Source organism: Hymenobacter terricola, assembly GCF_017921975.2.
Classification (GTDB): Bacteria; Bacteroidota; Bacteroidia; order Cytophagales; family Hymenobacteraceae; genus Hymenobacter; species Hymenobacter terricola.
Genome location: NZ_JAGEMO020000123.1, coordinates 1 through 8,843 on the forward strand (window position 1 = coordinate 1; position 8,843 = coordinate 8,843).

5 protein-coding genes and 1 pseudogene are annotated in these 8,843 nt (G+C 62.6%); 3 read left to right on the forward strand and 3 right to left on the reverse strand.

The features are described from left to right. From J4G38_RS26380 to J4G38_RS26390, 3 genes and pseudogenes are all read right to left on the reverse strand, one after another. A pseudogene (locus J4G38_RS26380) lies at window positions 1–132 on the reverse strand (IS481 family transposase); the annotation flags it as partial. A gap of 2,234 nt (window positions 133–2,366) precedes the next feature. After that, window positions 2,367–3,248 carry an IS3 family transposase gene (locus J4G38_RS26385; RefSeq protein ID WP_210521879.1) on the reverse strand — a complete coding sequence of 294 codons (882 nt, stop codon included), beginning with the start codon at window positions 3,246–3,248 and terminating at the stop codon, window positions 2,367–2,369. After that, window positions 3,245–3,547 (reverse strand): transposase, encoded by a 303-nt coding sequence (locus J4G38_RS26390; RefSeq protein WP_210521860.1) that lies wholly within the window; start codon window positions 3,545–3,547, stop codon window positions 3,245–3,247. Before J4G38_RS26390 ends, J4G38_RS26385 begins: the two co-directional genes overlap by 4 nt. 418 nt (window positions 3,548–3,965) lie before the next feature. On the opposite strand from J4G38_RS26390, the gene J4G38_RS26395 reads away from it, so the two are divergent. The 3 genes from J4G38_RS26395 to J4G38_RS26405 all read left to right on the forward strand — a co-directional run. Then, on the forward strand, window positions 3,966–4,412 hold the full coding sequence (locus J4G38_RS26395) for a type IIL restriction-modification enzyme MmeI (protein WP_317198236.1): 447 nt from the start codon (window positions 3,966–3,968) through the stop codon (window positions 4,410–4,412). A gap of 118 nt (window positions 4,413–4,530) precedes the next feature. Next, the gene (locus tag J4G38_RS26400; protein ID WP_210521862.1) at window positions 4,531–4,860 is read left to right on the forward strand and encodes a DUF6660 family protein; all 330 of its coding nucleotides are present in this window, start codon (window positions 4,531–4,533) and stop codon (window positions 4,858–4,860) included. 178 nt (window positions 4,861–5,038) lie between these two features. Beyond that, the coding region (locus J4G38_RS26405) for a CusA/CzcA family heavy metal efflux RND transporter (protein ID WP_226163917.1) at window positions 5,039–8,843 on the forward strand (3,805 nt) is incomplete at its 3' end.

Here is an 8,843-nt window from a genome sequence, read left to right on the forward strand (position 1 = left end):
ACGCCACTTGGCCACCGTTTTCGGGTCGATGTTATGGCGTGTAGCTAGCGTTTGGAGGCTTTCCTGACTACGCTGGATACTGCGTCGTATTGCCTGAGTTGTGCGGGCGCTGCCGTGAAGTAGTTGTCCCATAACTTTTGCTGGATGGCTCGCCCGAAAGGTACTCCATCACACTCTGGGACTATACACCTAGGGTTTATCCGCACATTGGACGCCTGATGATAAGTTAGGTCTCCGCAATCGGGGCAAAATGCGCTGAGCAACGGGGCTTGGGCACCTTCCACGAGGTCCGGCAACGTCCAGGTTGGAAACAGAGTCATGTGGCGGTGATATTGGTTGGCTAGACATGGGTAGTTGACAACGCTACCTGTTTGATTGTGTTAGCGGGTGCGCCCGTGGGTTTGCTGGGGTGGCTATGCTGGAAAGTCTTACTATGTAATAATTTTCTGAGGCGGAAACACTTATGAACGTATAATCCGCATTCCCTTGGATTTCGCAGTGCCTGAGGCTGGCTTTTAGTCGTTCGAAGACGTACCGCGCCAGTTTTGCGGGCTCGGTCGGGGCGTCGTCCAATAGAGTGCCAGCTAATTCAGCGGTTCGGTTGTCAGGGTCGTGAAATAGGCTGTCTAGGCGCTGTACCCGCTCATTATGTCTAATGGTGCCCACCAGAAGTTCCCTATCGAAGTGGGCGATTGGAGCCGTCGCGTTTACTTTATGGCGCTCCTGATTGAGAATTTTGATGTAATAATAATTTAGGCTTTCCAGGTCGCACCGAGGCGCAGCACGCGGGGCTTGGTCGGACATTGCCGAGGATAGCAATGCCCAGCCGCTCACGCCCAGGAGCAAACGCCTGCTAACACAGGTCTTACTTGTCGTGAAAATCCATTCCAACATTTTTTTCATCATTGGGAAGGGTCGTTCCACTGCGCGTAGACCGTAAACGGCTGCGGGTGAAGCACATGAATAAGTCCGTCTGGTAGCCGAAAGCTTCCGACCCCGTAGTCCAGGGTTGTATAGGTCGCGAGGTCATTTTCGAATTGAATTCGTTGCCACAGCAGAACCTTTCCATTTGTCCTTTTGAGGTGAAAGGGGTTCACCGCCATGCTCAAGCGAAAGTCATCCCCCTGGGAAAATGTGAACCGCTGGCTTTGCCCTTCTCGCAACTGCGCCAAGCTTCGCCGAATTACCTTGGACCTCATGATGTAGTCGGGGCAAAGCCAGAGGTCTTGCCCCCCTCCGTGTAGATACGACCAGATAACCTGCCCCCCTTCCCAAGAAACTACGCGTCCCCCGACCGCGATGCCATTGTACAGGAGGTAGCACTGCACGCGGTCGAATAAAGTGGTGCGCTGCTCGACCCGGCGTCGGTTCATGACGGAGAAGTGCGCCGTAAGTTGCCTGTCCATGCCCCTGCCCAGAGGCGAGGCTATGACGACCACGCCAAGAACCAATCCCAAGGCGACTCCTACCCCAACCGAACGCAGACCGTGGCGACGAATTCGCCGCTTAGCACTTCCCCGGTATTGATTTGAGTCGGTCAAATGAATCATTGGCAGGAGCGTAACAGGTTTTCGGAGGTGTGCTTCACGCACCAGGAGGGTCGTCCTGCGTAGGTGGCAGGGCAGGTTTCAATACTGGCTGGGTGGATGGAACAGGTGGGAATTCTGATTCTGGCGACAAGACCACCCATACCGCGCCCCCGTTCGATGGGTCGGCAATCCAGTACTTGTCCGTGAGCACCGCTGCCATGCTTATTCTTATACGCTTGCCCATGCTTATAATAGACTTGTTCCCGAATAAGAAATAGCTGAAAAATTCCACCCTTTTGTACAACTGGGATACCTTTTTTGATTGACCAAGCCGGTATCCGCTGATTCTTTGAGCAGCCGCCGTTTCTGGCTCCAAATACGGCCTGGAAAACACCCGATTGCTTATTCGGGAACAAGTCTAATCACTATGACGTGCTGTCTACTGCCACTTCACTCACTTGGCGCAGTTGGGTGGTAGTTCAATCGAACGACGAACTTGTGCCCCGTCGCAGCCGCCGACACGCACACCAGTCTTTCATCCGCTTGAATCTCGGCATGATGCGGGGAATTGGCGAAGGACGACCAGATGAACTTCGCCAGCACTTTGGGGTCAGGGGACAATGCCGACGACGATGTGACGCACATCTCGGCGCAAGGTTGCGTCGGGTCGTGCCGCAAGGACCGTTCCCGTTCCAAGATTTGAGCGAAACGGAATGCACCCGCAAACAGGACCGGGTCATACCGTGGAACCGGGGCGCGAGGCGAAACGCGACGGCGATGGGCAGCCAACAGCGCCACGTACTCGTCGTTTAGTTGGTCTAAATTGAGGTGGTCTAACTAAGCCGGACACAATTGGGACGTGGTTTTGAGTTGGGTTTCGAAGTGGTTGGGCGGGTGGTAGCCGAGAGCCGAGTGGCGGCGTTCGGCGTTGTAATAGGCGACGTGGTGGCTGATTTCGAGCCGGGCTTCTTCCAGCCCGGGGAAGCGGCCTCCGTCGAGTAGTTCGGCTTTGAAGCGACTCCAAAACGATTCGGCGTGGGCGTTGTCGTAGCAGTTGCCGCGCCGGCTCATGCTTTGCTGGGCGCCGTGGCGCGCCAGCAAGTCCTTAAACCGGGTGGCCCGGTACTGACTGCCCTGGTCGGAATGCACGATGAGACCCGCCGGGGGCCGGCGTACGGCCAGCGCTCGGCGCAGGGCCTCGCTGACCAGGTCCTCGGGCATGGTTTCGCGTACGTCCCAGCCCACGACTTTGCGCGAGCAACGGTCGAGCCAGACGGCCAGGTAAAGCCAGCCGCCGCCCTGGCGGGGCAGATACGTGATGTCGCCGACCCAGACCCGGTTGGGGGCGGTGGGGGCCGGCTGGCCAAGCAAGCGGTTGGGCGCCGGGCACACGGCCGGGTCCGAGTCGGTGGTACGCGGCACAAACGAACGGGGCTGTTGCGCCCGCAGGCCGTACGCTTTCAGCACGCGGCGGATGCGCCAGCGGCCCACCCGATGGCCGTCGGCTTGCACTTCCGCGCGCAGCCGGCGGGTCCCATAGCGCTGGCTGTGGTCGGCAAATGCTTCGCGCACGGCCACTTGCCAGGCCGGTTCAGCGGCCGTTACCTGCTGGCGGCGTTGCCAGGCGTAGTAGGCGGCCGGGGCCACGCGCAGCACCTGACAGAGCTGACGCACGGGCACCTGGGCCTGGCGCTGGGCGATGTGCTGGTAGGTGCTCACCGGGTCGGCTGGCCGAAGATGACCACGGCTTTTTTTAACATATCGAGCTCCTGCTCGGCCCGTTTCAGGCGGGCGCGCAAGGCACGGACCTCTGGGGCACGGGCCACCTCAACGCTGCCCACTTCGGCCACTACCTGCGCCTGCTGCCAGCGGTAGAGTAGCTTCGGGCTGATGCCCAACTGCCGAGCCGCCGCCTGCGTGCTGCGGCGTTCCGACGCCAGGCGCAGGGCTTCGGTTTTAAACGCTTCGTCGTATTTACGCCGTTTGTCGGGCGACGTCCCGCTGGATTTGCTTGCCATAACAGAAGAAATATACGTCCTTCTTCTGTCCACCATTTCTAGACCACCTCACGCGTTACGATAAGCTGGACCGCTCGTTTGATGCCTTTATCTGCTTGCGCGTTATCACCCTTTCCCTTAATTGAGAACAGCTCCTAGAGCACCGGTTTGTCGCGGTGCGCGAGGCCTTCAACGAGCCGGGACGCAAAACCCATTACCAGGGTCAGCCTACCCGCTGGTATGCCCGCTTCCTGGCCCTGCAGGAACAAATGAGGTCCCAGCGCTAAGCGGCTGCGCAGTGGGAAAAGATGGTCATTCCTGCAAGCGTCCGGCAGGGCTTCGCAAGGCCCGGTCACAAAGGCGGGGCTGAAAACTGTTGAAACCTACTTGCTGAATTAGCAAAAGACCGCTTCTTAGTCAACTAAATGGGCAGCGTGCGATAGGTCCAGAAAGGCCCTACCTATTTGGCCTGCTGACTTCCGAAATGCACATGGCCTGGATGCGTCAAGTATGCGGCCGGCTTGAGAGTCGTTTCTGCTACTCCAAGGATATCGTCTACAACAACTACCCCTTCCCGCCCGCGCCCACCGAGGCCCAGCGCCAGACCGTTACCGCCGCCGCCAAGGCCGTGCTGACCGCCCGCGCCCAGTTCCCCGGCGAATCCCTCGCCGCTCTCTACGACCCCACCACAATGCCCCCGGCCCTGGCCCGCGCCCACCAGACCCTCGACCGCGCTGTCGACCGCCGCTACCGCCCCCAGCCCTTCGCCTCAGAGCTGGCCCGCCTCGAATTCCTCTTCGGCCTCTACCAGCAGCTCAGCGCCCCCGTACTTGGCACCACCCCCAAAGCTGCCCGGGCAAAAAAGGCAGCCGTCGGCCACTCTTAATGCTCATAGTCCAGCCTAAGCGTAACCCACCCCAAACACCCACCTCCCGAACTCAACCCCACCCGTTACCGTTTGCTCCACACCGCGCCCAAGCAGAACCTTCCTATCTTTGCCCCCGATGCGTCTGTTTGCCCTGCTCTTTTCTGTGTACCTCTCTTGCCTCGCCTGCATGCCCTGTGCCGACGACGTGCAGATGTGCGTGGCACAAGCGCAAACCAGCATCAGCGCCACCCCGCATTCCGACTGCGGCCAGAACGGCTTGGGCGACTGGTGCTCCCCGCTCTGCCAGTGCCATTGCTGCGCCGGGGCGGTACTTGCTCCCATCAAAGCGGTGCAGTTGGCCTTTTCGCAGCCTGCCCAGTGGGCCACTGGCCAGCGCCATGCTCCGCTGCTGGTAGCGGCTCCCACCCGGTCCACCGCGGCCGTGTGGCAGCCCCCGAGGGCCTAACCCTTCCCCTTTTTTCCTGCTGACCCCGCCGGGCAGCCGGCCGCTTTGTGCGTGCCGGCCGCCCCATTCGTGCGCATAGCACCGTGCCGGGTCATGTCGCCGCCGCTCCCGCCCACCGGGCCAGAGCCGCCGCGCCGCAGGTTTTTCCGAAGTGTTAGACCTAACCCCCAACCAGCGGATGTTCGACCGGCTGATTCATTTTTCCATTCACAACAAGCTCATCATCGGGGTGCTCACCCTGGCCCTGGTGGCCTGGGGCGGCTACTCACTGAGCCGGCTCCCGATTGACGCGCTGCCCGACATCACCAGTAACCAGGTGGTGGTGTATACCGTGGCCCCCTCGCTGGCCGCCCAGGAGATTGAGCGCCTGGTGTCCTTTCCCGTCGAGCAGGCCATGGCCACCATCCCCGGCCGCGAGGAAGTCCGGTCTTTTTCGCGCTTCGGCCTCTCGGTGGTCACCATCGTGTTCGAGGACAAAATCGACATCTATTGGGCGCGCCAGCAGGTGTCGGAGCGCCTCAAGGAAGCCGAAAACCAGATTCCCGCCGGCACCGGCCAGCCCACGCTGGCTCCGGTCAGCACCGGCTTGGGCGAGATTTACCAGTACCTGGTGCGGGCCAAGCCGGGCTACGAAAAAAAGTACGACGCCACCGAGCTGCGCACCATTCAGGACTGGATTGTGCGCCGCCAGCTGCTCGGCACGCCCGGCGTGGCCGACGTGAGCAGCTTCGGCGGGCTGCTCAAGCAGTACGAAGTGGCCCTCGACCCCGAGCGCCTGCGCTCCCTAGGCGTGACGGTGGCCGAGGTGTACCAGGCCGTGGCCGCCAACAACCAGAACGCCGGCGGCGCCTACCTCGACCAGAACCCCACGGCCGCCTTTATCCGCACCGAAGGCCTGGCTACTTCGCCGGCCGACATCGGCAACATCGTCGTGCGCAGCACCAGCGCCGGCCTGCCCGTGCTGGTGCGCGACGTGGCCGAAGTGCGCTACGGCGCGGCCGTGCGCTACGGGGCCATGACGCTCAACAACCAGGGCGAAGTCACCGGCGGGCTGGTGCTTATGCTCAAAGGGGCCAACGCCTCGGAAGTCATCAAGGACGTGAAGACGCGCATGGCCACCATCCGCAAAACCCTGCCGGCGGGCGTCACCATTGAGCCCTTCCTCGACCGCTCCGCCCTGGTGGGCCGCGCCATCCACACCGTCACCAAGAACCTGCTCGAAGGCGCGCTCATTGTGATTTTCGTGCTGGTGCTCTTCCTCGGCAACTGGCGGGCCGGGCTGGTGGTAGCCTCCGTCATCCCGCTGGCCATGCTCTTCGCCGTGAGCATGATGCGCCTGTTCGGCGTGTCGGGCAACCTGATGAGCCTCGGGGCTATTGACTTCGGGCTGATTGTCGACGGCGCGGTCATCATCGTCGAGGCCATCAGCCACCGCCTGCACGGCGGGCAGCTGCAAGTGCCCGGCAACCGCCTCGACACCGAGCAGATGGACGACGAAACCTACCACGCGGCCTCCAAAATCCGCTCGTCGGCCGCATTCGGTGAAATCATTATCCTCATCGTGTACCTGCCGCTGCTGGCCCTGGCCGGTATCGAGGGCAAGATGTTCCGGCCCATGGCCGAAACCGTGGCCTTCGCCATCCTCGGCGCGTTCATCCTGAGCCTGACCTACGTGCCCATGATGTCGGCGCTGGCGCTGAGCCGGTCCACGGAGAATAAAAAGACCTTCTCCGACCGGATGATGGCTTTTTATACCCGCCTCTACCACCCGCTGCTCAAAGGCGCGCTGCGCCACCAGGCGGCGGTGCTGCTCACGGCGGCGGGCTTGCTGGTGGGCGGCTTTTTCCTGTTCCGCACCCTCGGCGGCGAGTTCATTCCCCAGCTTAGCGAAGGCGACTTCGCCACGGAAATGCGCGTGCTCACGGGCTCCTCGCTGAGCTACACCATCGAGAAAGCCCAGCAGGCCGGGGCCATCCTCAAACAGCAGTTTCCCGAAGTGAAGGAGGTGGTGGCCAAAATCGGCTCGGCCGAGATTCCCACCGACCCCATGCCCGTGGAGGCCGGCGACCTGATGATTATCCTCAAAGACCAGAAAGACTGGACGTCGGCCGACAACCGCGAGGACCTGGCCCGCAAGATGGCCGCCGCCGTGGGCGTCATTCCCGGCGTGAGCTTCAGCTTCCAACAGCCCATTCAGATGCGCTTCAACGAGTTGATTTCCGGGGCCAAGCAGGACGTGGTGCTGAAAATCTACGGCGAAGACCTCCAGCAGCTGGCCGACTACGCCCAGCAGGCCGGCCGCCTGGCCCGGCAGGTAAAGGGGGCCGAGGACGTGTACGTGGAGCAGGTGACGGGCCTGCCCCAAATCGTGGTGCAGCTCGACCGCAACCGCCTGGCCCAGTTCGGCCTCAACGTGGCCGACGTGAACCGCACCGTGCAAACGGCCTTTGCCGGCGAAACCGCCGGCCAGGTGTTCGAGCAGGAGCGCCGCTTCGACCTCGTGCTGCGCCTGCGCGCCGACCTGCGCAAGGACATCAACAGCGTCCGCCGCCTCTTCATCGCCGCCCCCAACGGCCGCCAGGTGCCCCTGGAGCAAGTCGCCAGCGTGGAGCTGCGCGAAGGCCCCAACCAGATTCAGCGCGACGACGCCAAGCGCCGCATCACCGTGGGCTTCAACCTGCGGGGGCGCGACGTGGAAACGGTGGTGAAGGAGCTGCAAACCAAGCTCGACCGGCAGCTCAAGCTCGCCCCCGGCTACTACATCACCTACGGCGGCCAGTTCGAGAACCTGCGCGCGGCCACCGACCGCCTGAGCATCGCCGTGCCGGTGGCCTTGTTGCTCATTTTCGTGCTGTTGTACTTCACGTTCGGCTCGCTGAAGCAGTCGGTCATGATTTTCACGGCCATTCCGCTCTCGGCCATCGGCGGCATCGCGGCCTTGTGGCTGCGCGACATGCCATTCAGCATCTCGGCCGGCGTGGGCTTCATCGCCCTGTTTGGCGTGGCCGTGCTCAACGGCATCGTGCTCATCGGCTACTTCAACCAGCTCAAAGCCGACGGCATCACCGACCTGACAGAACGCATCCTGCGCGGGACCGAAGTGCGCCTGCGGCCCGTGCTGATGACCGCCACCGTGGCCTCGCTCGGCTTCCTGCCCATGGCGCTGTCCACCTCCGCCGGGGCCGAAGTACAGCGCCCGCTGGCCACCGTGGTCATCGGCGGGCTGGTATCGGCTACGCTGCTCACCCTGCTGGTGCTGCCGGTACTGTACGCCCTCTCGGAACGAAAAAAGGCTTCGGAGTCCACCCCTGACTCGCACCCGACCCCAGCCAAAAGTTTGCCTGTGGCGTCGCTGCTGGTTCTTTTGCTGTTGCCCCTATTCGGCCATGCTCAGGCCACGCTCACTGCTCCACAAGCCGTCACTCAGGCCCTGCAAACCAACGGCACGGTGCTGGCCGGCCAACGGGCCATCGAAGCCCAGCAGGCCATCCGCCGCACGGCCTACGACTACGGCCGCACCACCGTGACCGGCAGCTACGGCCAGTACAACTCCCAGAACCGCGACAACCAGTTCACTCTCACCCAGTCGCTGGCCCTGCCCGGCGTGTACCGCAGCGCGGCCGGGCTGGCCGATGCCCGCATTGCCGGTCAGCAGGCCCAACTGGCGCAAGTGCAGGCCGAGCTGCGCCGGCAGGTGCGCCTGAACTACGAGCAAGCCGTGCACGCCCGCCACCGCCTGCGGGTGCTACGCGGCCAGGACAGCGTGTACACCGAGTTTCTGCGCTCGGCTAATCTGCGCTTCAAAACCGGCGAGGCCGCCCGCCTCGAACCCGCCACGGCCCTGGTGCAGCAGGGCGAAGTCCGCACCCAGCTGCTGGCCGCCCGCACCGATTTCCGGGTGGCCCAGCGCCAGCTCCAGGCTTTGCTGCAAGTGCCCACCGCCGTGGTCGTGGCCGACAGCCTCCTGCACCCGCTAGCCTTGA

Coding starts and splice junctions, on each gene's coding strand:
- J4G38_RS26400 (WP_210521862.1), top strand. CDS start 4,531: ATGCGTCTGTTTGCCCTGCTCTTTTCTGTGTACCTCTCTTGCCTCGCC.
- J4G38_RS26390 (WP_210521860.1), bottom strand. CDS start 3,547: ATGGCAAGCAAATCCAGCGGGACGTCGCCCGACAAACGGCGTAAATAC.